Annotated in this window: 12 protein-coding genes; 7 read left to right on the forward strand and 5 right to left on the reverse strand. The window is 72.9% G+C overall.

Translation table 11 applies throughout. The features are described 5' to 3' along the window. Positions 1–67: 67 nt before the first annotated feature. The 4 genes from MTQ01_RS18730 to MTQ01_RS18745 all read right to left on the reverse strand — a co-directional run bounded on the left by MTQ01_RS18730 (position 68) and on the right by MTQ01_RS18745 (position 7,238). Positions 68–901, reverse strand: coding sequence for a class I SAM-dependent methyltransferase (locus tag MTQ01_RS18730; RefSeq protein WP_247491796.1), 834 nt, complete (start codon positions 899–901; stop codon positions 68–70). Between the two features lie 91 nt (positions 902–992). Beyond that, positions 993–2,261 (reverse strand): cytochrome P450, encoded by a 1,269-nt coding sequence (locus MTQ01_RS18735; protein ID WP_247491797.1) that lies wholly within the window; start codon positions 2,259–2,261, stop codon positions 993–995. A gap of 118 nt (positions 2,262–2,379) precedes the next feature. Further along, positions 2,380–5,730: a ferritin-like domain-containing protein gene (locus MTQ01_RS18740; RefSeq protein WP_247491799.1), complete on the reverse strand. Its 3,351-nt coding sequence runs from the start codon at positions 5,728–5,730 to the stop codon at positions 2,380–2,382. Next, a complete protein-coding gene (locus MTQ01_RS18745; RefSeq protein ID WP_247491800.1) occupies positions 5,727–7,238 on the reverse strand; it encodes an NAD(P)/FAD-dependent oxidoreductase in 1,512 nt (503 codons plus the stop codon). The genes MTQ01_RS18740 and MTQ01_RS18745 overlap by 4 nt, the downstream gene beginning before the upstream one ends. Positions 7,239–7,607: 369 nt before the next feature. On the opposite strand from MTQ01_RS18745, the gene MTQ01_RS18750 reads away from it, so the two are divergent. From MTQ01_RS18750 to rfbB, 4 genes are all read left to right on the forward strand, one after another. Next, positions 7,608–8,909 (forward strand): glycosyltransferase, encoded by a 1,302-nt coding sequence (locus MTQ01_RS18750; RefSeq protein ID WP_247491969.1) that lies wholly within the window; start codon positions 7,608–7,610, stop codon positions 8,907–8,909. Beyond that, entirely contained in the window at positions 8,906–10,177 is a 1,272-nt protein-coding gene (locus MTQ01_RS18755) for a cytochrome P450 (RefSeq protein WP_247491801.1), read from the forward strand. The genes MTQ01_RS18750 and MTQ01_RS18755 overlap by 4 nt, the downstream gene beginning before the upstream one ends. A 293-nt stretch (positions 10,178–10,470) precedes the next feature. Next, the gene (locus MTQ01_RS18760; protein WP_247491802.1) at positions 10,471–11,535 is read left to right on the forward strand and encodes a glucose-1-phosphate thymidylyltransferase; all 1,065 of its coding nucleotides are present in this window, start codon (positions 10,471–10,473) and stop codon (positions 11,533–11,535) included. Continuing rightward, positions 11,532–12,500 (forward strand): dTDP-glucose 4,6-dehydratase, encoded by a 969-nt coding sequence (rfbB, locus tag MTQ01_RS18765; protein ID WP_247491803.1) that lies wholly within the window; start codon positions 11,532–11,534, stop codon positions 12,498–12,500. The genes MTQ01_RS18760 and rfbB overlap by 4 nt, the downstream gene beginning before the upstream one ends. Here rfbB and MTQ01_RS18770 read toward each other — a convergent pair. Then, positions 12,457–15,534 carry a LuxR family transcriptional regulator gene (locus MTQ01_RS18770; RefSeq protein ID WP_247491804.1) on the reverse strand — a complete coding sequence of 1,026 codons (3,078 nt, stop codon included), beginning with the start codon at positions 15,532–15,534 and terminating at the stop codon, positions 12,457–12,459. The two genes, rfbB and MTQ01_RS18770, sit on opposite strands and share 44 nt — an antisense overlap. Before the next feature lie 1,516 nt (positions 15,535–17,050). Between MTQ01_RS18770 and MTQ01_RS18775 the strand changes: the two genes are divergently transcribed. From MTQ01_RS18775 to MTQ01_RS18785, 3 genes are all read left to right on the forward strand, one after another. Then, the gene (locus MTQ01_RS18775) at positions 17,051–18,211 is read left to right on the forward strand and encodes a sensor histidine kinase (protein ID WP_247491805.1); all 1,161 of its coding nucleotides are present in this window, start codon (positions 17,051–17,053) and stop codon (positions 18,209–18,211) included. Continuing rightward, on the forward strand, positions 18,199–18,852 hold the full coding sequence (locus MTQ01_RS18780; protein ID WP_247491806.1) for a response regulator transcription factor: 654 nt from the start codon (positions 18,199–18,201) through the stop codon (positions 18,850–18,852). The genes MTQ01_RS18775 and MTQ01_RS18780 overlap by 13 nt, the downstream gene beginning before the upstream one ends. Positions 18,853–19,139: 287 nt before the next feature. Continuing rightward, a complete protein-coding gene (locus MTQ01_RS18785) occupies positions 19,140–22,262 on the forward strand; it encodes a LuxR family transcriptional regulator (protein WP_247491807.1) in 3,123 nt (1,040 codons plus the stop codon).

The following is a 22,262-nucleotide window of genomic DNA, read 5'->3' on the forward strand; positions in this document are numbered from 1 at the left end:
GATCGGTGGCCGTGGCGCGGGACGGTGCTCCGCGCCGGGCCGCGGGACCGGCGCCCGGGCGGTCGGCTCAGCGGCGCCTGGCCGTGATCAGTGCGTAGCCGGCCTGCGGATGCGCGCCGAAGGTCTCCATCAGGTCGGCGGCGGAGGCGAGTTGGGCAGCTCCCTGCGGGTCGGGCAGCTGCCCGGCGAGTCCGCGGAACGCCTCGGCGGCGTGCCCGAAGCTGGGCCTGACCTGCTCGCCGATGTCGGTGAGTTCCAGGACCTCCCAGCCGGTGGACTCCAGCTGCTCGCGGTGCTCCTCGACGGTGCTGATGCGGGCGATCTCGTATACGTCGAGCATTCCCTCCAGCAGCTCCCGGTCGGCTCCGACGAAGGGTTCGCGCAGGCACAGGTCGGCGATCACCAGCAGGCCGCCCGGCCGTACGACGCGGTGCAGCTCCCGCAGCGCGGGTGTCTGGTCGGCGAGGTGGAGCAGGGTCTCGATGGCCATCGCGGAGGCGAACCCGCCCTCCGCGAAGGGAAGTTCACGCACGTCGGCGAGGCGGAACTCCAGGCGTTCGGCGGCCGGGGACTTCTCGGCCAGCCCCGTGGCGTCCGCCACCTGCTGGGCGTTGACGTTGATGCCGGTGACGTGGACGTCGTGCGCCTCGGCGACGCGCAGCGCGGGGTGGCCGTTGCCGCAGCCCACGTCCAGCAGGTGGTCTCCCCCGGCAGGTGCCAACCGGGCGGCTACGAGGTCGGTGAGCCGGTCGGTGGCCTCGATCAGGGACAGGCCCCGGGTCTCGTCCGTCCAGTAGCCCACGTGGATGTTGCCGCCCAGCGCGGTGGTCGCGCCCGCGTCGGCGAACACGTCGTAGGTCTCGCTGACCGCCCCTGCCGGGGCGTCGGACTGCTGGCTCATGGTCGGTTCCTCTCGTGGGCCCGCGGGCCGGGGTGGGGCGCTGTCGGGGAGTGCTGGGGGTGGTGGCCGGTCGACCGGCGACACGGCCGCGTCAACCGGCCGCATCCGGTGGGGCGTTGGGGTCCAGAACGAGCCGGGCGGGGCCGTGGAAGATCATGTCGTCGGCGTACTCGGCCTCGGCCGTGCCGTCGCAGAGCCCCGGCAGGCGCTCGAGAACCGCTCGCAGCCCGATCTCGGCCTCGACCCTGGCCAGGGTGGCGCCCAGGCAGTAGTGGATGCCCAGGCCGAAGGTGAGATGCCGGTCCGCCGGGCGGGTGATGTCCAGTGCGTCGGGGTCGGGGAAGCGTGCGGCGTCGCGGTTGGCCGAGCCGAGCATCGCCACGACCCGGCTGCCGCGCGGCACCGGGACGCCGCCGAGCACGGTGTCCTCGTAGGACCACCGGGTCACCGCCTGCACCGGGGCGTCCCAGCGCAGGATCTCCTCGACCGCGGCGCCGGTGGCCGCCGGGTCGGCCAGGAGGGCCTCGCGCACCCCGGGACGGGCGCGCAGCGCGAGCACGGCCTTGGAGAGGAAGTTGGTGGTGGTCTCGTGGCCGGCGGTCAGGAGGTGGACGCAGGTGCCGACGATCCCCTCCTCGCTCACCGGCGCACCGCTGTCCCTGGCGCGTACGAGCAGCGTCAGCAGATCGTCGCTCTCGGACTCGCGGCGACGGCCGATCTCCCGGCGGAAGTAGAGGTCGAACTCGGCGGCTGCGGATTCGGCGCGCTCGCGTCCGCCCTCGGCCAGGCGGCTGGAGCTGGCCTCCTGGAGCGCCACCGCGCGGTCGCGCAGCCAGTCGCGGTCCTCGCGGGCGATGCCGAGCAGTTCGGAGATGACCAGGATCGGCAGCGGTGCGGCGAAGCTCTCGACGAAGTCGACCGGCCCGCGGGCGCGGGCGATCGGCTCCAGCAGCGAGTGGGCGATCTCGGCGATGCGCGGGCGCAGCCCGGCGACGACCGAGGGCGAGAACTCGCGGTTGAGCAGCGAGCGCAGCCGGGTGTGCTTCGGCGGGTCGAGGAAGACCAGCCAGTTCTCGACGATGGTGCGCAGCGCGCGGAACTCCGCGGGCACCGGCACGGGTGCCGCCTGCGGATCGCCGGAGGCGACACGGGCGTCGCGGCCGAACCGGCGGCTGGTGAGCACCCGTGTGCAGTCCTCGTAGCCGAAGAGGTAGTAGGTGTCCGGCTGTCCCGGCCCCGACTCCGTGCGGTGCACCGGCGCGCTGTCGAGGTAGCGGCGGTAGACCGGGTACGGGTTCGCGAGGTCCTCGCCGCTCCAGCCCTTCAGGCCGAACCGAGGCAGCGTCCCGGGTGGTGGCATGCGATCTCTCCTTCGGACAACGTCTTGGGCTGACGGGCGGGTCGGGGTGTACGGGCGGGTCGGGGCCGGTGGGCGGGCGGGGCGCGGCGGACTGGCCGGGCGCCGGGCCAAGGCGCCGCTAGGGGCCGGCCGCCGGTCGGAAATGGTCGGCCCAGAAGGCGCTCATCTCGCCGACCCGGGCGGGCACCACGGGCAACTTGGCGCAGTCGGCGGCGAGTTGGTCCAGTCGGGCGGCGATGCTGCGACGGGCGACGTCGGGACGGGCCAGGGGCACCGGCACCTCCGTCAGCTCGAAGGAGGGCCCCGCGGTGCGTCCCCTGCGGCCGGAGGGCATGGTCACCAACAGCTCGGCCAGCGGCCGCATCAGACCGGTCATCATGTCGATCGCGCCGTTCATCAGGTCCGACCGGCGCAGGCTGGCGTCCGGCTGCTCGCCGAAGTGCTGGACCATCAGCTGCAGCGCCATGAAGTACGCCCGGTTGAACAGCTCCATCACCGCGCGGGCGTCGGGGTCGGTCACCGTCTCCTTGGCCGGATTGCCGCGCTCCAGCGTCGGGTTGCGGAGCACCGGGTACGCCGGGTTCCAGGGTTCGCGCAGCCGTCCCTCGGTCTTCGCCTCGCGCAGCAGCGCGGCGATGCGCAGGAAGGAGACGTAGTGCGACTGCTCGGGCGCCTGCTCGTCCTGCGGCCCGAGGACACCGCCCTCGCCCTGTTCGGTGATGACGTCGATGGCGAACAGCGCGCTGGACAGATCGTCGACCTCGAGCTGGTAGTCGGGGTGGTCGCGGTTGACCGACTCCCGCAGGAAGAGGTGGTGTTCGCCGCCTCCCCTGCCCCGCTCGACGAGGAACAGGCCGGGCACCCGCCGCAAACCCTCCCGGATCTCGGCGTACAGCTCGCTGAGCGAGGCGTACCGGAGCCGCTCGTCCTGCTCGGCGTCCGCGGCCCGCTCGGCCACGGAGGCACGGCCCTCGCCCGGCCCGCCGCGGCGCACGTCCTCGACCAGCTCCTCGGGGCGCTCGATCTGCAGGAACCGTTCGACGCTGCCCGGCCCCAGACGCTCCAGGCAGAAGTCCAGCGGGACGGGGAGCTGCGCGTTGACGGTGCCGAAGTCGATGCGGGGGATGTGGAAGGGCTCCCCCACGGCGGTCAGGATGTTGTTGACCAGGAGGAAGTGGATCATCTCCTCCCGGGCGATGCCCATCAGCATGCTGCGCAGGCCCTCGTCGAGGGTCTCGCCGCCGTCGCCGCAGGCCAGCCGCAGCTGTTCGGGCGTCCAGGTCCCCCTGCGGACGTACTCCGCGCCCGCGCCGTGGGTGGGCACCGAGTAGGCGGCGTAGAGGTACTGGACCATCACGGCCAGCTCGATGGCGGCGGCCTCGCGCAGCACCCGCACCAGCTGTTCGCGGGTGGTGATCCGCTCGCCGGCCGGCAGGGTCGCGGGCTCGGTGGTCAGCAGCTGCTCGGGCGCCTGCTGGGCGCGCAGGAAGGCGAGCAGCAAGCGGGACTTGGGCGCCGACAGGTCACGGGTGGGCGGCATGTAGTACGTGGTGGCCTTGTTGCGCGGGTCGCACATCTGCCAGATGAGCTTGGCGTAGGTCTCCACCTTGCAGCGGTCCGCGAGGCTGAAGACCTCAGCCTTCATGAACGAGTAGAGGTGCTCGTAGTAGGCGAAGACCTCGCGGTAGACCAGGTCGAAGTCGGCCTGCTCGGGCCCGAGTCCGTCCAGGTGCCAGTCGTCGGGCAGCACCCGCAGCGAGAGGTGGCCCGCGCCGGACCAGTAGCCGAGCGCGTCGTCGTGGTCGAAGGCCAGCCGCGCCGAGCCCTCCGCCGCGGGATCGCACGGCAGCTCCTGGCCCTGGACGGAGAACAGCAGCCGCGAGGTACCGGCCCGTGCGCCGCGCAGGGTGAACAGGGCGCGGCCGTGCCGGTCGGTGTCCAGGGTGCAGCCGCCGGCCCAGTCGCCGTCGGCGTCCCGGCCGCCGGCGCGCATCCGGACGATCTCGACATCGGTGCTGCGCGCCGCGGCCGAGCACGCGGCCGGATCGCGGGGCAGGGCCCGGGGGTTGAAGAACTGGCGCACCGCGATCCCGTTCACCGGGGCGGGGCGACCGCGGACGAAGGCCCGCAGCTCCACCTCGACGTCGTGCTCGCTGTCGGTGCCCCCGGGGTCTCTGGGGTGTTCCAGGATGAGGGCGGCCTCGTCGGCCTGGAGGTTGACCTCGCGCTCGCGCAACAGCGTCACCGGCCCCTGCGGGCCGTCGCCGACCAGGCAGAGCGCCCGGTCGGCGACGGCGGCGCCCGGAAGCAGGGCGGGCACCGACACGACGCCTGACGCGCGGTCGTACTCCTGCCCCAGGTACGCCGATCGGGGGATGCGGGCGACCAACTCGCCGTCCGCGGTGCGCAGTTCGAGGTCGCCGAGGTCGACCCGCGCGGGAGCGGGTACGGGAGCGGGCGGTGCGCCGGCGGCGGACGGTGCCGCCGGGGGCAGCGGCTCGGTCGGCAGCGCGGTGACCATGTTCAGGGTGACGCGGTCGTCCGTCACCTCGACCGTGAGGTTGTGCGGTCCCCCGGCGGGCCGCTCCGCGCGGCGGCCGGGGACCAGGAGACGGCCCGCGGGGTGGGTGCGCGGTTCGCTCCGGTGCCAGGGCGCGATCGTGCCGCGCAGCTGCCGGCGGCCCGGCACGTCGGGAACCTGCGGCGCGGCGAGATGGCTGAGCGCGAACTGGACGACCAGCCCGTCCGCCCCGCCGCCCTCGACGAGTTCGCGCAGCCGGGTCACCACCGGGGAGGCGTCGGCCTCCTCCAGCCAGCGCAGTTCGTCCTCGCGGTCGACCACGAACTGGTGGACCACCGAACGGTTCAGACTGTCGGCGAGCCAGTGCCCCTCGCTCTGCGGGCCGGTGCGCACATGTCCGGTGTGGTGCCAGCGCGGCGGGTGGAAGCCGCGCACGGCGCCGCCGGCCATGTAGCCGACGTCGTGCGAGCGGCCCGAGCGGCCGAAGGAGAACTGTCCGACCATCAGCGTGGTGGTCCAGGGGGACGCGGGGTCGAGGTCGAAGACCCGCGCCCGGTTCACCGTGGTGGCCAGGTACTCGTTGTAGTGACCCCACATGTCGACGGCGCGGCCGACGGCTGCGTCCTCGGTGTCGAGCGCGCCCGCGCGGCCCTCGACGGCCGCGATGCGGGCGTCGACGGCGAAGTGGCCGTTGCCGGCGAAGTCCTCGCCCTTGGCCGCGTTGAACGGTCCCTCGGGCGCGGGGCGCCCGGTGGCGTCGTAGCGCGTGCCGATGCGGTCGAGGTGGTCGTGGTACTCGGACGGGGGGCGGTCGGCGGGGAAGGGCCGGCCGTCCTCGGTCAGTGCGGTGTTCGTCGCGAGGTCCACCAGACCGCTGCGGGGGCCGGTGGGCAGATGCGTCGTCGCGGTGCCGCGAAAGTGCAGCCGCGGCAGGTCGAAGAGGCTCACGGGCGCTTCTCCGTTCCCGTCGCCCGCACGGCGAACACCCGGCTGGTGCGCGGCTCGTACCACTCGATCTGGTGCGCCACGTCGATGGCCGACTCGATGGCGCCCTCGATCCAGGCGGGCTTGGAGGAGCAGTGCTCGCCGGCGAAGAAAAGGCCGCGCTGCGGCCGGGCGGCCTCGCGCTGCTCCGCTTCGCGCAGCGACGCCTCCTGCCGCCAGCGCACGGTGGCCGCGCCGCGCGACCAGCGGTGCGTGCCCCAGGCCCGGCCGCTGATCGCCAGCACCATGCCGGGACGGCGCAACTCCGGGTGCATGACGCTCAGTTCCTTGACGATCAGGGCGTCCCGCTCGGTGTCGCTGAGCTCGCTCAGCGCGTCGGCGTCCGGGCCGAGGGTGTAGCTGGCGAGCAGTACGGCCCCGCCCTCGGGGTCGCTCTCCACCGGCGGGTAGTAGGTCTGGCGCACATGGCCGCCGGTGAAGGAGGCGCCGCCGGTGATGCCGTCCTTCTCCCAGAACGGCTCGCGGCAGTGGAAGGCGATCTTCGTGCCCGGCCAGTACTTCGTCCCGTTGACGATGTCCAGCTTCTCCTGGTCGAACCCGGTCAGCCGCATGCCCTTGAGGACGGAGAAGGGGATGGTGCACACCACGTAGTCGCATTTGCGCACCACGGTCCTGATGCCCCGGCGGATGCGCAGGTCGACACCGTCCTCGCGGACGTCGATGCCCACGACCTCCTGACCCGTCATCACGTTCCCCCTGATGCGGGAGGCGAGGCGGCGGGGCAGGGCGTCCATGCCGCTGCCCAGCCGCACGATCGTCGTGGAGGTCTCGTCGAGCACGTCGTCCAGGAAGCGCTCCAGGCGCGGCGGGCAGAACGAGCGCACCTGCGGGTGGTCGGAGAAGAAGGAGTGCAGGTCGATGCGGTTTCCCGCGGCGCCGGAGAGATAGGGCTTCAGATCGATGTGGTCGATCAGGTTGAGCAGTTCCACTCCGATCTCGTGCCGCAGCTCGGCGTAGAACTGGCGGGGGGCGATCGCGCGGATGCTGGCGTCCAGCCAGGCGCCGAAGAGCAGGGTGCGCTCGTCGTAGTCGCGGCGGGGCAGTCCGGCCGCGAACTCCTCGATCAGGGGCTTGTGGGCGTCCCGCACACGCAGGTAGCCGTCCGAACTCGGCAGGTAGGCCGAGTCGTCGGAGAAGATCGTGCGGAACTCGCGCACCTGGTTCTGCAGTCCGAGCTCGGCGATGTAGTGCATGGTCAGCCGGTGGCCGGCGGGGATGCGCATCGCGCCCAGTTCGGCGGCCGGGCCGTTGCGTCCGCGGTGGGAGAAGCGGTGGGTGTGCACCCTGCCGCCGATGTCGTGGCTGCCCTCGATCACTTCGACCTGGTGGCCGAGGCGCTCCAGCTCGTAGGCCGCGACAAGTCCGGCGACACCGGCGCCGAGGACGGTGACCCGCTTCGGGCCGTCGAACGTGCTGTTCAGCCCGTCGATCTCCTGCAGGGATGCCGTCACAGGTGTCCTCCAGTACGCGGTGTCCTAAGGCCGGGAGCATGTCCTGGGTGCCGGCGGAGCCCATCTGGGCCTGCGACGGTCTGGGCGCTGCCGGGAATGCCTGGTCGTCATGGTTTCGCGGGGAGAGCGCTCCCATATCCCCCAGCCGAACCGCGGACGCATGGTTTGGCCGGCCCCTCGAACCTGCGCACCAACCGTTCGAACGGTCCCACCCTGCGCGATCGTGCGGGATTTTCCGCGGACGCGCCGGTAGCCCCTGTTCGGGGGTGATGCTGGCGGCCGAGGCCGGACGGACGCGCCCCCGCAGGGCGCCGCCGACCGCCACGGTGAAGGTGACCCACGGACCCGACGGAGGCGACGTTGACGCGAGTGTTGATCGCGACCACACCGGCACAGGGACACGTCGTCAGCATGCTGGAGGTGGCGCACGAGCTGACCCGCCGCGGTCACGAGGTGCGCTGGTACACCGGGAGGGCCTTCCGTCGGCAGGTGGAGCAGACCGGCGCCCACTTCGAGCCGATGAGCGAGGAGTTGGACTTCGGCGGCAAGAGCCGCGAGGAGGCCTTCCCCAGCCACGCCGGCCTGAGCGGGCTCAAGAACTTCAAGATCGGCGTGCGGGACATCTTCTACCGCACGGCTCCCGCCCAGATGGAGGAGCTGCTGGCGATCCTGGAGCGCTTCCCCGCGGACTGCATCCTGGGCGACGACATGTGCTACGGCGCCGCGTTCGCCAGTGAGCGCTCCGGCGTGCCGCTGGGCTGGCTGGCCAACTCCATCTACATCCTGGGCAGTCGTGACACCGCCCCCATCGGCCGCGGGGTGCCGCCGAGTTCGACGCCGCTGGGCCGGATCCGCAACGCCCTGATGACCTTCGTCAGCGACCGGATCGCGATGCGGGACATGCGCAGGGAGGCGGACCTCACCCGTGACTCGGTGGGTCTGCCCAGGCTCACCACCAGCGCGATGGAGAACATCGCCCGTCCGCCCGCGCTCTATCTGGTGGGCACCGTCCCCTCCTTCGAGTACCCGCGCAGCGATCTGCACCCCGGGACCCACTTCGTGGGCGGGCTGATCGGCCTGCCGCCGGAGGACTTCGAACCACCCGCGTGGTGGGGGGAGTTGGAGGAGGACCGCCCGGTCGCCCTCATCACCCAGGGCACCACCGCCAACGACGTGGAGTGGCTGCTGGCCTCGGCCGTGCGGGCGCTCGCCGACCAGAACGTGCTGGTGGTCGTCACCACCGGCACCGACCTGGACGTGGACAAGCTGAGCCCGCTGCCGGACAACGTGCGGCTGGAGCGCTTCGTCCCGTACCACCACCTGCTGCCGCACGTCGACGTGATGCTCACCAACGGCGGCTACAACGGCGTCAACGCGGCGCTGGCCCACGGCGTTCCGCTCGTCGTGACCCCCAGCTCCGAGGAGAAGCCCGACGTCGCGGCGCGCGCGCAGTGGGCCGGCGTCGGGGTCGTGGTGAAGAAGGCCGCCGTGTCCGAGGAGAGCCTGAGCAAGGCCGTGCGGACCGTGCTGACCGACGAAAGCTACCGCCGGCGCGCCCAGGAGCTGGCGGAGGAGTTCCGCAACAGCGACGCCCCGAGCAGGGCCGCCGATCTCATCGAGTCAATGGCCGATTCACAGGGCCAGATTCCCACCGGAGGTGTCACACATTGAACGCCAGGACCACGACCGAGAAGCAGGCCTCGGGCTGCCCCGTCGACCACTCGGGTGCGACGGGGGCGATCGAGCCTCCGATCACCGACATGCCGGTGGACCCGGGCCCCTTCGACGTCATGCCGGCGCTGCTGGTCGCCGCGAAGGTGGCACCGGTCATCAGGATCCCCTATCTGGACAAGCAGGCGTGGGTGGTCTGCGAGGAGAAGCTCGTCCGTGAGGCGCTGACCCACCCGCAGCTCGCCAAGGACATCACCCTCGTACCGGAGTGGATGCGCAAGCCCGGCCTGATGCTCGGCTCGCAGCCCGACCCCGAGTACGCCCGCACCATGATCATGAGCGACGGCGAGCACCACGCCCGCATCCGCCGTCTGCACTCCGGTGTGCTGAGCCCGCGCAACACCGAGAAGTGGGGCGAGCGGGTCGGCGAGAAGGTCGACGGCTTCCTGGACATCCTGGAGGCGTCCGCCACCGGCGATGCCGCCGAGGTCAACGTGGTGACCGACTACACCCACCACATCCCGCTGGCGTTCATCTCCGAGATGCTCGGTCTGCCGTCCGAGGCGCGCAAGCAGCTGCGCGACATCACCGACGTCATCCTCTACTCCTCGGACTACCCGGCGCGCACCGCCTCGGTCCGTGCGCTCTACGAGGCCGTCGAGGGCTGGGTGCACAACCCCGAGCCGCTGGAGGAGGGTGTCATCACCGGCCTGTTGGCCGCCTCCGACGGCCCGGACGCCAAGGTCACCGAGGGCGAGGTCGTCGTCTGGGCGCTGGCGATGATCATCACCGGTTACGAGACGACCGGCAGCCTGATCTCGGCCTCCATCTACGAGGCGATCCGCCGCCCCGTCGAGGAGCGTCCGAAGACCGACGACGAGATCAACGCCTGGGTGGAGGAAACGCTGCGGGTGCACCCGCCGTTCCCGCACCCCACCTGGCGCTTCCCGCTGGAGGACGTCGAGCTGGGCGGCTACCTCATCCCCAAGGGCGAGCCGGTGCAGGTCAACCTGGCCGCCGCCAACCGGGACGAGGACGAGGGCGCGGACTGCTTCGACCCGGCCCGCGGCGGCCAGGGCCATCTGACCTTCGGCCTGGGCATGCACTACTGCATCGGCGCCTCGCTGGCGCGGCTCGAGGCGCAGATCGCGCTGCGCGGCTTCCTGCGCCGCTTCCCCAACGCCCGTCTGACGGACGAGGGTTCGGTCCAGTGGGAGTCGGAGTGGATGATCCGCCGCATGGCGGTGCTGCCCGCGACGCTCGGCTGATCCACCGGCAGCACCACCCGCCGCTCCCCCGCCTCCCCGGACGCCCACGCGGCTCCGGGGAGGCGCCGGGGCGTCCCGGTCCCCGCGCACGGCGCCGTGCGGACCGCGCGCGGCAGCCGCGCACCGACGCCGTACGCGGGTCGCGCACCCGTCTCCCGTTGCCCTCCCCCACCGCACGCACCGCACGCACCCAGCTCCGCCGCACCACGCTCCACGGTCAGCACCGGCGGATCCCCCTCGCTCCCGGCCGGACACTCCGTACGGGCAGCTTCCTTCGACCTCCAGGGGCGCAGATGAAGGCTCTCGTACTCGCCGGCGGGTCCGGCTCACGGCTGCGGCCGATCACCCACACCTCGGCGAAGCAGCTGGTTCCGGTCGCCAACAAGCCCGTTCTCTTCTACGGGTTGGAGTCGATCGCGCAGGCGGGCATCCGCGAGGTGGGCGTCGTCGTCGGTGAGACGGCGCCGGAGATCGAGGCGGCGGTCGGCGACGGTTCGCAGTTCGGGCTGGAGGTCACCTATCTCCCGCAGGAGGCACCGCTGGGCCTGGCGCACGCGGTCCGCATCGCCCGCGACTACCTGGGCGAGGACGACTTCGTGATGTACCTCGGCGACAACTTCATCGTCGGCGGCGTCAGCGACCTCGTGCAGCGCTTCCGCGAACGCAGGCCCGACGCTCAGATCATGCTCACCCAGGTCTCCGACCCGCGTGCCTTCGGCGTCGTCGAGCTCGACGAACGCGGGGCGGTGATCGGGCTGGAGGAGAAGCCCGAGCACCCCAGGAGCGATCTCGCCCTGGTCGGCGTCTACCTCTTCACCTCCCGGGTGCACGAGGCCGTCGCCGAGCTGAAACCGTCCTGGCGCGGCGAGTTGGAGATCACCGACGCCATCCAGGAGCTGATCGACTCGGGCTGCCGGGTCGAGGCGACGCAGGTGTCCGGCTACTGGAAGGACACCGGGAACGTGGCGGACATGCTGGAGGTCAACCGCCTGGTGCTGGACGGTGTGCCCGCGCGTTGCGAGGGCCGGGTCGACTCCAGCGAGCTGGTCGGCCGCGTCGTCGTCGAGGAGGGCGCGACGGTGACCGGGTCGCGCATCGTCGGGCCGGCCGTCATCGCCTCGGGCACGCACATCCGCGACTCCTACATCGGGCCGTTCACCTCCATCGACCGGAACTGCTCGATCGTCGACAGCGAGGTGGAGTACTCGATCGTGCTGCGCGGGGCCTCGATGACGGGCGTACGCCGGGTGGAACGCTCGCTGATCGGCCGCGAGGTGGACGTCACCGCCTCGGCCGGGGCGCTGCGCGCACACCGGCTCGTACTGGGCGACCACAGCACGATGCAGGTGAGCTCATGAGGATCCTGGTCACCGGCGGCGCCGGATTCATCGGCTCGCACTTCGTGCGCTCACTGCTCCTCGGCGCGGACCGGGACCCGGCCGCGCAGGTCACCGTGCTGGACAAGCTGACCTATGCCGGCAATCTCGCCAACCTCCAGTCCGTGGAGGGGAGTTACACCTTCGTCCACGGCGATCTGTGCGACGCCGGGCTGCTGCGCACAGTCGTGCCCGGGCACGATCTGGTGGTCAACTTCGCCGCCGAGTCGCACGTCGACCGCTCCATCGAGGGCGCCGCGGACTTCGTGCACAGCAACGTCCTGGGGGTGCAGACCCTGATGGAGGCGTGCCTGGCCGCGGGCACCCCGAGAGTCGTCCACGTCTCCACCGACGAGGTGTACGGCAGCATCGAGACCGGCTCCTGGGACGAGAGCGCACCGCTGAGCCCCAACTCGCCGTACGCGGCGTCCAAGGCGGGCGGCGACGTGCTGGCTCTCTCCTACGCGCGCACCCACGGGCTGCCTGTGCTGCTGACCCGCTGCGGCAACAACTACGGGCCGCACCAGTACCCGGAGAAGGTCATCCCGCTCTTCGTCACCCGCCTCACCGACGGCCGGAAGGTGCCGCTCTACGGCGACGGGGGCAATGTGCGCGACTGGATCCACGTCGACGACCACTGCCGTGCCATCCGGCTGGCGGCCGAACTCGGCGAGCCCGGCGAGGTCCACCACATCGCCGGAACCGCCGAGTTGACCAATCTGGAGCTCACCGAGCGCCTGCTGGCGGCGACCGGATCGGGCTGGGAGCGGGTGGAGCGGGTCACCGACCGCAAGGGCCACGACCGCCGCTACTCCCTGGACGACAGCAGGCTGCGCGCGCTCGGCTACCGCCCCCGGGTCGGTTTCGACGAGGGCCTGGCCGAGACGGTCGCCTGGTACACCGCTAACCGCGACTGGTGGGAACCGCTGCTGAAGCGCTCGCAATGACCTTCCGCGGCGGCGCTGCTTCGGTCCGGGGCTCCTGTTCGGCCCTGGACCGGACCAGCGCCGTGCGGGACTGGATGCCGAGCTTGCGGTAGATCTGCCGCAGATGGAAACCGACCGTGTGCGGCGAGACGAACAGATGGCGGGCCGCCTGACGGTTGGTGAGGCCCTCGGCGACCAGCTCCGCCACCTTGCGCTCGGTCTTGGTCAGGCTCTCCCAGCCGGAGACCGGGCGTTTGACGTGGGTCCAGTGCCGGCGGCGCACACCCAGACTGCGCAGCCTGGCGCGCACCCGCGCGGCGTCGCGTTCGCTGCCGAGCGCGGCGTAGGCGGCCATGGCGCGGTCCAGTTCACCGATCGCCGCCTCCTCGGCGCTCTTCTCCCCGGCGCCGTGGTCCTCGTCGCGGCCGGTCGGCCGGTGGTCGCCCGCCTCCTCGAACGCGCCCGCCGCCTGCGCTCCGGGCTCCTGCGCCGCACGGTCCTCGTCGGCAGTGCTGCGGGAGCGTTCCAGCAGCAGGCAGGCGAGGTCCTCGGCGGCCGCCGCGCGCGCCCAGGGGTTGCGGTGCAGCTCGGCCGCCTCTGCGAGGGCGGCCCGGTCCTCGGCGGCGAGCGCCCTGGCGTGGACCGAGGCGGCGACGACCGCCGCCACATCGGCGTTGGTGCAGCTGAGCCGTTCCGTGGCGGCCAGTACGGTGCGCGCCAGCTCGGGACGGTCGGCGGCGCGGGCGATCCGTACACAGAAGGCGGCGGCGGTCGAGTCCTCCAGCACCAACTCGCGCAGGGGCTCGGGGTGCTTGGCGATCTCGGCGAGCATGTCGGCGGCGGAGCGGCTGTCCTCCCGTGCCTCGGCGAGTTGGGCGGCCAGCATCAGACGGGTGGACCACCAGGGGCTGGAGGCGTCCTGCGGGTAGGAGTCCGCCAGGGTCCTCAAGTGCTCCTCGGCCTGGGCGAGTTCACCGGTGCGCAGAGCGACCGCGGCGAGCACCAGCCACGCCTGCGGCGCCAGCATCGGCACCTGCGTCCCGTGGTCGGCCACCACCGACTGCGCGGCCTGCGCCGCCTCGCCCAGTCGACCCTGTGCCAGCCTCAGCGAGGCCCTGAGCACCGCCGGTACTCCGGCGGCGAGCGTCCCGTCTCCGGCGGGAGTGGTGCGTTCGCAGCGCTGGATGACGGCTTCGGCCAGCTCGAACTCGTCGGTCCGGGTCAGCGCCAGCGCGAGGAACCAGTTGGGGTCCAGTATCGGAGCGCCCTGGTCGCCGCAGTCCAGCGCACAGGCGTCGGTCAGCGTGCGCACCGCCTCCCGCACCTGGCCCTGGCGCCACTGCCCGAAGGCGTAGAAGGTCATCGCGCCGACCAGCACCGGGGCCTCGTAGTCCTCGGGCGAGCTGAGGATGCGCCAGGTCTGCTGGGCGACGCTGCTGTGGCCCGTGAGGTAGCCGGCCGCGAGGTAGGTGACCACGGCGTCGTGCTGGCCGCAGCCCTCCAGCGCGCCCGCGGCGGCGGCGCGCGCCGGGCCGGTGTCGCCGAGCAGCAGCAGGGCCGTCGACATCGAGGCGCGCAGTGCCACCAGGTCCGCCGTCAGCGCCTCCGAGCACCGCGCGGGAAGCAGCTCGGCCTCCTCGATCGCCGCCCTGGCCAGGGCGATCGCCCGGTCCAGCTCGCCCGCCCTGGTGTACGCCTCGACGCCGGTGCGGGCCAGCCGGGTGCGGTCGGGGTGCTCGACCGACACCAGCCCCATGCAGTGCACGGCGAGCGCCGCCGCGGTCGAGGGGTCGCCGGTGACCATTCGGCGGGCGCCCTCGGCGATGGTCCGCAGGGTCTCGGTGTCGCCGGGCTGGGCGACGTGGATCAGCTGGAGCGCCGCGCGCTCGGTGCCGTCGGGCCGGGACAGGAGCGACTCCGCCACCTGACGCCGCAGCAGCGCGCACACCGGAAGCGGTACGGAGTCCAGCAGCACCCGCCAGATCGGCTCGCTGCTGAAGGCGAGATCGTGCTCCCCGCACACCAGCAGGCCGTGGGCGACTGCCTCGTCGACCGCGACGAGCAGTCCCACCGGTCCCTCGGAGAGCATCGCGGACAGATCTTCCGGGGAGAACGGCGAGCCCAGTATCGCCGCCAGCCGCAGCGCCTTGACGGTCGGATCGCTGAGGTTGCGCAGCTCCTGGTGGATCAGGGCGCTGAACCGTGCGGGCACGGGCGCGGGCAGTCCGGCCCCGGTGGAGGTGCGGTCGGCGGTGGCGACCGCTAACCGGGCGGTGCCCTCGAAGACCTGTATGTCGCCGTCCTCGACGAGGCCGCGGACGAGTTCGCGCACCGCGCGGGGGGTGGCGTTCACGCTCTCGGCCAGGCCCAGCAGCGCTTCGTCGGGTGCACCCCCGGCGTCGTCGGCGACCAGTTGGGCGAGCGCCTCGCCGTTGAGCGGTTCCAGCGCGGTGAGTTGTTCGGCGGCGATCCGGCCGCGCAGTCGCTCATGCGCCGCCTTGGCCGATTCGGAGGTCGGCAAGCTCGGGTCCGGGGCGGTGCCGGCGAGACCGGTGGCGCTGTCGCGGTTCCGGGTGAAGGCGAGGAGCCACAGGATGGGACGGCCGCCGCGGGCCACCACGAGGTCGCAGAGCTTGTCCAGAACGGGGAGCGAGACGACGTCGAGGTCGTCGAGGACGACCACGGTCGGGTGCTCGGAGTCGTTGCGCAGACCGGCCCTGGCGGCCTCGATGGCGAACGAGACCCGTACCGGGAGCGATCCGGAGTCCTGCCCGGGAACGCCGCTGTCGGGAGCGAACCAGCCGGTCGCGGGCGTCTCCCCGGACGGCCGGGACGCAGCCGGTCCGGCTTCGGAGCCGCCGACGGCGAAGCCCTCGGTTCTGGCCATCGCGACGGCCTCCCGCAGCAGACGGGTCTTGCCCGCGCCCACCGGCGCCTCGGTCAGCAGGACTCTGCTCCGCCGGGAGGTGGCCACTGCCCGGATGGCGTCCTGGATCTGTGCGAGCTGCGGTTCACGGCCGTGAAGCCGCGTCGAGGGTTGTGCGTGGGGGCCCATATCGCTCCGTATCAACGAATCGTGGGGTGGCGGCGGAACGTTTCTCGCCCGGTGGCGGGCGGACTCGACGGTGTGCGGGCGACCGCGCGGGGCCGCGCGAGTGCGGCGGCCGGGACGGTCAGACGTGCGCGCTGCGACGGTGGGTCTGCCGCGGCGGGCCGGGTGGCCCGGGCACGGTGTCCGGTGCCGGGAGTGACGCACCCGGCGCACCGACGGCGGGCCGCGCCGGACGGTCGGCGGCACCGGCCGGAGGCCGCAGGCGGATCCCGGCCCCGGCGGTCGGGCGCTGAGAAGCGAGCGGCGCGCACGGCGACGGCTCGACGGGTGGAAGTGGTCTGCTTCCACTGACGGTTGCGGACAACTGGGTGGCGTGTCCGGGAAGTTGCGCCCGCTCGGGCAGGGCGGCCGCGGCTCGGCTGCGGCCGGGCTCCGGGTTCGAAAAGCGGACGGCGACGGTGACGCTGCGGCCGGGCACGCGGTCGACGTGCGGCTTCGGCTTCCACTCACGGCTCGGGCTGTGCCGTCGCGCAGAAGCATCGGGGGCGACGTACGGCCCACGACGGGCGGTCTTCACGGGTTCTGCTCCTTTGCAGGAGGCCCTTGGTCCCCGATACACGGACATTGGTCCACACCAAGAGCTGCCTTGAGCACAGTCTCCTGACAACATCCGCCGCGGAAAAGGGGCAACGACCCTTTCGCCCCGCCGTGCCCGTTCGGGCATCGAGTGGTGGAGACGGTCGGGCACATCCCGTCGCACAGCGCCACAATCGGCCAAGTCCCTGGTTGTACGGTGATTTGATGTGGCCGCGCTGTGTAGATCGCTGACAAAACAAGGGCGCCCGAGTACGACCGAATTTGATCGCTCGGGCGCAACTCGGTCTGCAATTCACCACGTTCGCGGTCACTTTCGGCAACACCGGCGGCACTTTCGGAAACGTTTACAGAAGCTCCACCCCCACCGTCCGCTCGAATCAGGGGAGTTGAAGCCCTCAGGATCGACTCAAACTCGAACACAATCGGTCACACCATCGACACAACCGGGTCAACGGAGATCGATCAATCAGTCATCAAGCGGTCCCGCGCGCTGTTGAAGACGAGACGGTCGCGACTCCGAACAAGGGGCGGCAACCCCTGGGACACGCCGCAGACAAGCAAGTTGACGAGATTTCACCGCCGCGGCCGTCCGGCCCGCACGACGGACAGCACACAGTCGCACCTTCGCCGGGCACTCCGGGGAGGGCGGGCCGGCCGGGGCGACCGCACGCCGGCGACAGCCACCGGACACTCAGCGAGAAGTATGCCGGTCCTCCCGCCGCCCGAGCCCGGAACCTCACATTCCGGATTTGGGCGGACCGTCCGGCGTTGTCTCCTCATGAACATGCTGAGCTAGGATGTGCCCGGTCATGGGCTCCCGACGGCGCAGCGGTGGCCGAACTCGCCACCCGCAGCAGCGACTTCGGACGCCGGGGCAGCCGCGCGAGGAAGGGCGGGGACGGTGTCGTCGCGATTATCGCGATTGACCGGGCCGAGAACACCGCCCGATTCGACGGCGATCGGCTCCGGGCTCCAACGTGCCCAGTCCTTCATGCTCCTGGCCACCATGCTCTACCGGGTCAGCCATCTGACGGTGGGTCTGCTGGCCGTACTGCAGCACCAGCGGGACCAGCCGGCCCACTACGCGGCGCTGCTGATCGCACTGGCCCTGAGCGTGCTGCTCTTCGGAACGGCCCTGCGCCGCGGCTGGTTCGACCGCCGGTTCCTGTGGGCCGACATCCTCGTCAACGGCGCCGCTCTCCCGCTGGTGCTGTACGCCTGGGGCGGGGCGGACCAGTCCGCCGAGCTCGGCTGGGTGATGCTGCTCGGCACCTCCTCCAGCGCCGCCGCCGCGGTGGTGCTGCGGCGCTGGACACTGCTCGGCGCCGTCGCGCTGCTGGCACTGACCCATCTGCTGGGGTACCGGCTGGTCTCGGCCGGCACCGCCGTCATCCTGGGCCACACCAATTCGCTGCTCTTCTCCGCCGCGATGGCGTGGACCTTCTGGTGGTACCTGCGCCGGCAGGGCCGGATGCTCGACGACGCCAACGCGCGCGCCCTGGCCGCCGAGGCGAGGAAGGCGCGTTACGCCGAGCGCCTGGAGCACCATCTGATGCTGCACGACACCGTGCTGGCCACCCTCACCACCCTCGCCTCCGGCAGCGTGGACGCCAACTCCGCGCATGTGCGCGAACGTTGTGCCCGGGAGGCCGCGCGGCTGCGACGCCTCGTCCAGCAGACCGCCGACGAGGAGGCCCACCGGAGCCTCGCCGAGGCTCTGGAGGGCGCGGTCGCCGACGCAGAGCGGCTCCGACTGCGCGTCACCGTCCAGTGCCACACCCTGCCCGAGGTCCCCTCCGAGGTCGCGACAGCCCTCGCCGACGCGGTCCGCGAGGCGCTCAACAACGTGCGCAGGCACGCTGGCACCGACCACGCGTACGTCACCGCGACCGGCGACACCTCGCGCCGGAGCGTACAGGTCACGGTGGTCGACCGGGGGCCCGGCTTCGACCCGAGCGACTACGAGCCCGGCCTCGGGCTGCGCCGCTCCGTGCACGACCGGATGGCGCAGGTCGGTGGACGAGCAGTGCTCGACACGGCGCCGGGAGAGGGCGTACGGGTGGAGCTGAGGTGGCCGGGGTGATCACCGTCGCGCTCGTCGACGACGACCGGATGCTGACCGACGGCATGCGGTCGTGGCTGGGGCAGGCCCCGCAGCTGAGACTGGTCGCCACGGCCACCACCGTCGCCCGGCTGCTGGACCCCGCCCCGCCGGCCGCGCCGTACGAACCGGCGGACGTGGTCCTGCTCGATCTGCGGCTGCGCGACGACTCGACGCCCGGCGAGAACATCCGCCGCCTGCTGCGCTCCGGCAGCCGCGTCCTGGTGATCAGCACCGTGCCCGACCGGACCCAGGTCATCGCCTCGATCCGGGCGGGCGCCGACGGCTACCTGACCAAGGACAACGACCTGCCCACCCTGGTCGCCGCCATCGAGGACGTCGCCGCCGGCCGCGGTGCCCACTCCCCCGAACTCGCCTTCGCCTGCGCCCACGACGACAGCCCGTCCCGGCCCCGTCTCTCCCCCCGCGAACGGCAGGTGCTGCTCGACTACGCGTCCGGGATGACGCTGAAGTCGGCCGCGCGGCGTGCGGGCATCACGGTGCACACGGCCAAGGACTACCTGAACCGCGTCAAGGCCAAGTACCGGCAGGCGGGCCGACCGGCGTACACCAAGATCGACCTCGCCAGAGTCGTGCGGGAGGACAGCCTCGACGACGGCTGAGGCACACGGCTCGTACGGCTCGTACGGGTCGTACGGCGCCGCACGCGCCGGAGGCGCCGAGCCGCGGTGCGGCCCCGCCCGGAGGGGGACGGGCGCCGCGGCAAGCCCCCCAAAGAGACGGCTGGGAACGGCTGTCGGCGCTCCCTATCGTGAGCCGCGCACCCGCGTGCCGCACCGGAGAACCGCGGTGGCCCGGGCCGGACCCGGCCCGACGCCGAAGCCGTGCCCCCGGTCCCGCCGCGGAATCGATCGAGTCGAGCTTTCTCTTCCCGGACCAGGAGAGACCGATGACGCAGACGCCAGTCCGTTCCGAAACCGTCGCAGCCCTGCACCTCCGGCCCCGGGACCAGAGCCTGCCGGACCACCGCGCCCCGGACCAGGGTGCCCCGGGCCACCGTGCCCCGGGCCACGATGTCGCGGACCGCCGGGCCCCGGACCGCCCCCGCCCGCCGGACCAGTGGGTCCAGAGCCCGCGGGCGCCTCAGGAGTGCGCCGACGGCGGGCGGGCGGCGGACGGCAACCGCCCCGCCCGCACCGCCTGCCCGCTCGTCGGGCGCGGCCCGGAGACGGCGCACCTGGCAGCCGTGCTCGAGGAGGCGAGGGCCGGCCGGGGAGGGGCCGTGTTCCTGACCGGCGAGCCGGGCGCCGGCCGCACCCGGCTCGCCGCCGAGGCGGTCGCGCTGGCCGGCGACCGGACGGCGACCGGAACGGGCCGGGCCGGCACCGTGGGGCCGCAGGTGCCCTACCGGTCTCTGGCGGCGGCGCTGCATGCGCTGACCAGGTCCGGGCTCCCCGCCGGGCAGGCCGGGACGGACCGGTACGGACGTGTGCTCGCGCGGCTGCTCTCGGGTGCTCCGCACCCGGCCGGATCTCCGGTGGTGGTCGCCGAGTCGGTGCTGCGGCTGCTCGCCGACGCGGGACGCCGGCGCGGGGTGCTGCTGGTGCTGGACGACCTCCATGACGCCGATCCCGGCACGCTGGCCGTGGTCGAGTATCTGCTGGACCATCTCGCCCGGCTGCCGGTGGCGCTGCTGCTCACGGCGCGGACGGAGAGTGCGGTGGCGCAGGAACTGGCGCCTCGGGCCCGTCAGCGCGGAGTGGCGACGGTGCTGGAACTCGGGCCGCTGACCGCCGCGCAGGTGCACCAACTCCTCGTCCGCACCCGGGCGTCGGCCCGGTCCGAGGTCTCCGACGCCCGGGTGCGGACGGTGATGGAACGCAGCGGCGGCATCCCCTTCGTGGTGACCGAGCTGCTCCACCGGCCGGACGGTGAGGGGCGGGACCCCCGCGCGATCCCGGCAGCGGTCGCCGCCGATCTGCGCTGCCGGGTGGCCGGACTGGGACCGGACGGTGCGGACTTCCTGAGCGTCGCCGCGCTCTTCGGGTCGCGCTTTCCGCTCTCCGTCCCGCGCCGTGCGCTGGGTTGGGACGACGACCGGCTCTCCGCCGTCGTACGGGCGCTGTCCGCCGCCTCGCTGATCGTCCCGGACCGGGCGGACCCGAGCTGGTACGCCTTCCGGTACCGGCTGGTGGCCGAGGTGCAACTGGCCGGGCTCGGCCCGCTGGACCGGGCCGCCCGGGCCCGGCAGTTGGCGCGCGCGCTGGTGGAGCTGGGCGAGTCGGGAGAACCGGTTCCCGGTCTGTGGCGGGTGCGCGCGGCCGAGCTCCACGAGCTGGGCCAGGACCCCGCCGCGGCCGTGGACCTGTACTGCCGGGAGGTGGCGTGCGCCCTGCCGGCGGGCGGGGGCGACCGGGTGCCGGCGCTGCTGGGACGCGCCAACCGTCTTGCCGCGAACGCCGGTTCGGCCGCCCGGGGCAGGGCGCTGGAGTCGGTGCTGGAGGCCGTCGCCCACACCGCGCGGCTCGCCCCGGTCGCCGCCCTGGTCAACAGCGCCCAGTCGCTGCCGGACGATCTGTCCCCCGCGCACCGTGCCCGGCTCCACGCCCGGCTGACCGAACTCGCGCTGCTCGCGGGCCGACCCGACCGCGCGCTGGCCCACCTCGAACTCGCCTGCTGGTCGCTGCCCGGTGGAGCGCGGGGTGCCGAGGCGGCCGTCGTGGACCTGGCCGCCGCGCAGGTCGAACCCCACCGGTTGGGCCCCACCCGGCTGCGCACGGCCCGGGAACTCGCCCACCGCGCACTGGCCGGCGCCCGTCGCGCGCAGCTGCCGCAAGTCGCCTGCCGGGCGGCGCTGCTGCTCTCGCGGCTGACCGCCGACAGCGAGGACTCGGCCGTACTGATCCAGCTCGCCGCCGCCCGCAGCCTGGCCCTCGCCCACCGGCTTCCCGCCGAGGCCGTGCTCGCCGAGGCGCGGCTGGCGCTCGTCGAGGCCGAACGGGGCGGTGAGCAGGCCGGCGTCGAACAGGCTCTGCGCGAGGCGCAGCGGCTGGGCATGCCCGCGCTGACGCAGGAGATCGGGCTGTCGCTGGCGCGCGAGGAGATGCGCCGGTGCGAGTTCGCGTCGGCGGGTTCACGGCTGCGCGCCCTGGAGACCGAGGCCCAACGGCTGGGCCTGGCAGGGGCGTTGGCCCGGATCGGGCTCGCCCGGGCCACGCTGCTGGCGCACCGCGGCCGGCGTGCGGAGATGGAGGAGGTGCTGTCGGGCCTGTGTCCGCCGGCCGAGTCGGTGCCGGGACTGGACCCGATGGCGTACGGGGCGGCGCGGGCGTTCTGCTCACTGCTGGAGGAGCGCCGGGGGGACGCCGACCGGGAGTTCGCCCGAGCGCAGGTGCACGAGGCCCAGAACCCCAGCGTGGAGGATTTCGGCCGATACGGGCCGGTCCTGTTGCTGGGGGTGCTCGAGGGCCGGCTCGGCAGCGGACATCACAGCGATCAGCAGGGCGTGCACCACGCGAGCACGCACTGGAACCAGTTCTTCGCCCGGCTGGCGAAGGCGGTGCTGCTGGGCAGGGAGAAGCAGCGCGACGAGGCGACCGCGCAGGCCCGGCTGGCACTGGAGGCGGCGGTCCGCTACCCGACCGCCCGTGCTCTCGGTCTGCGTCTGGTCGCCGAGGAGGCGCATCTCAACGGGTGGGGTGAGCCGGTGTGTTGGCTGCGCGAGGCCGAGGAGCACTTCCACGGCGCACGGCTCGCGGCCGCGGCCGGCGCCTGCCGGGCGCTGCTGCGCGGCATGGGCGCCCCGGTGCGGCAGCGGCGCAAGGGGGTCGAGCACGTGCCGCCGACACTGCGCCGCCAGGGCGTCACCGCCCGGGAGTACGAGGTGGCGCGGCTGCTGGTCGAGCGGACCGCCAACAAGGACATCGCCGCGGCGCTGCACATCTCGCCCCGCACCGTCGAGAAGCATGTGGCGAGCCTGCTTCAGAAGACCGGGCACCCCAACCGCACCGCCTTCGCCGGGGCGGTGCGGTCGCAACACGGTCCGGAGCACGGCCGGCTCCCCGTGCACTGA

It is taken from the genome of Streptomyces sp. XM4193 (genome assembly GCF_023072595.1).
Lineage (GTDB): Bacteria > Actinomycetota > Actinomycetes > Streptomycetales > Streptomycetaceae > Streptomyces.

Coding starts and splice junctions, on each gene's coding strand:
- MTQ01_RS18730 (WP_247491796.1), bottom strand. CDS start 901: ATGAGCCAGCAGTCCGACGCCCCGGCAGGGGCGGTCAGCGAGACCTAC.
- MTQ01_RS18735 (WP_247491797.1), bottom strand. CDS start 2,261: ATGCCACCACCCGGGACGCTGCCTCGGTTCGGCCTGAAGGGCTGGAGC.
- MTQ01_RS18760 (WP_247491802.1), top strand. CDS start 10,471: ATGAAGGCTCTCGTACTCGCCGGCGGGTCCGGCTCACGGCTGCGGCCG.
- rfbB (WP_247491803.1), top strand. CDS start 11,532: ATGAGGATCCTGGTCACCGGCGGCGCCGGATTCATCGGCTCGCACTTC.
- MTQ01_RS18770 (WP_247491804.1), bottom strand. CDS start 15,534: ATGGGCCCCCACGCACAACCCTCGACGCGGCTTCACGGCCGTGAACCG.
- MTQ01_RS18785 (WP_247491807.1), top strand. CDS start 19,140: ATGACGCAGACGCCAGTCCGTTCCGAAACCGTCGCAGCCCTGCACCTC.